Here is a 2,073-nt window from a genome sequence, read left to right as displayed (position 1 = left end):
CGGAGGACATCGGCAAGGTCCATAGTACGCAGACACTGGCGTATCAGGCGGATTTCGAGAACGAGCGCCGCTGGCTTACCTTTGACCTTCTCTGCGGGCGAGTAGACGAGAACCATCCCATGAGCCGTTTCCTGCGCTGGCTGGGCGTGGAGGAAGTGGAGCTGCGTGAATTCCGGGAGCACCCCTGTCCGCCGCAGATCCTGGGCATCGATTATTACCTCACGAGCGAGCGCTTTCTGGATGACCGCATACAGCATTATCCGCCCCACGCCGTCGGCACGAATTCGCAGGATACTTATGCCGATGTCGAGGCGGTTCGCGTCTGTGCTGAAGGCGTGTGCAGTCTCCCGGATCTGCTGAAAGAGGTTTGGGATCGCTACCACTCTCCCATCGCGCTTACCGAGGTCAGCCTGGGCGGAGATACGAGCGAGCACATGCGCTGGTTTTTGGAGGTTTGGGACGCCGCACTGCAGGTGCGTCGCGAAGGCGTGGACCTGCGTGCCGTCACCGCGTGGGCTTTGCTGGGAGCCTATGACTGGGACAGTCTTGTCAGCCGCGATTCAGGCCACTATGAGCCGGGTGCATTTCGCCTTCAGGACGGCATTCCGCAGCCCACTGCACTGGCTGAGATGCTGCGCGATTTGGGCCGTCAGGGTCATCACCGGCACGACGCTCTGCACGCCCCAGGATGGTGGAAAAGGCACGAGCGCTTGATTTACCCCTCGCCTGACTCCTTCAATTCGCCTGAACACCTCAAAGCGACTCTTACGGCAAGTCCAGGCTGACGCTGCCGGTTGGGAGAAGACCACTCCAATGCTGAATTAGCTTGCGATATTCGTAACCTACGCGTCGGATATTTCGGTCCATGTCACACAGGCCGACCGGATTGACTCGCCCGGCGTCCTCGCGTAATGCGGTGTCCCAGTCTACCTGGTCGGTCAGGCTGTACCAGGTAAAACCGATGATGGGAACCCCGTCGCTGCGCAGGCGAAAGAGATTTGTCCACTGTTTCCAAAGCCAATCCCATGACTTGTCGGCGTCGGCCAGGTTCGTCTCCGTATGCATGACCGGGAGCCGGTAGCGGTGGTAGTACTGCAGCGTGATGACGTAGTAGCCGAATACCTCGCCCGACGGCGTCACGCGCCCGTCTGCGTGAACCATATGTTCATTGGTGACGTAATAATCGTTGCCCATGACGCAGTTGGTTTTCACTTGATTTTCCATAAACCAGTGGTATTCCGCGCGTGTCATCCCGTTGTCCAGCAGGTACTCATACATGACCGCGTTGACCGGGCGGCCATAGGTCAGGTCCAGTGACAGAAACCGCTTCTCATTCAGGATATTTGCCTGCGCCATGACGCCGGGATCTGCCGGGTGGAAATATTCCGACGATTCGCTCTGAATAAATACGGCAAGAGGGTTGACTTCCAGAATGGCCCGCATGGCAAGCGTATTGGCCCGGCACAAGTTTCCCAGAGCGGTCACAAACCCGCGGTCACCGACAGCCCGCTCATTCCACCAGCCGAGCTGGCCCGAAAATGTCGCTGCCACGAAAATTTCATTGACCGGCGTGTAATAATGTACCCAGGGGAATCGCACGGCGAATGCACGCGCATACTCGGCAAACAGCAGGGGCCAATCCGGATTGTCGAAGCCGCCGATCCAGTCCGGCACGCCGAAGTGGCAGAGGTCGGCGAGCGGCGTGATATCCATCTCGCGCAAAGCCCCAAAAGTCTCATCGGCAAAGTCCCAGTCGTAGTGCCCAGGCCGGACATGTGTCAGATGCAGCGGCGGGCCGTACCGGAGGTAGCTGATCCCCAGCTCGCGGACCAGGATGAAGTCCTCCCGCCACCGCGCGTAATGGCCGCACTTCTCCATTTCATCGACGCGTTTTGTCGCACCGCTGGGCAGCAAAATGGTCGGTGCGCTATTTTCGATTCCTGTGGCGAACATAAAATTTGACATATCGCATATTACCCCGCCGGATGGAACTCTTGAACCCACCTGGCTGTAAATATCAGCAAAGGAATCACCTATGGCAACACTGACACTCAACGCACCCGCAGCGACGCA

General features: G+C 58.4%; 1 protein-coding gene and 1 pseudogene. One reads left to right on the top strand and one right to left on the bottom strand.

What is annotated here, in order from left to right; all coding sequences use genetic code 11:
* Positions 1-785, top strand: a pseudogene (locus Q0R23_RS09790) (dTDP-4-dehydrorhamnose reductase); the annotation flags it as partial.
* Here Q0R23_RS09790 and Q0R23_RS09785 read toward each other — a convergent pair.
* A partial coding sequence (locus Q0R23_RS09785; protein WP_293912551.1) for a family 1 glycosylhydrolase occupies positions 766-2,073 on the bottom strand: 1,308 nt, incomplete at its 5' end. The pseudogene Q0R23_RS09790 and the gene Q0R23_RS09785 sit on opposite strands and share 20 nt — an antisense overlap.

Origin of the sequence: Deinococcus sp., from assembly GCF_025362455.1 — a bacterium.
GTDB lineage: Bacteria > Deinococcota > Deinococci > Deinococcales > Deinococcaceae > Deinococcus.
Note: the sequence above shows the minus strand (reverse complement) of the source record. Positions and strands in the feature narration are given on the sequence as shown.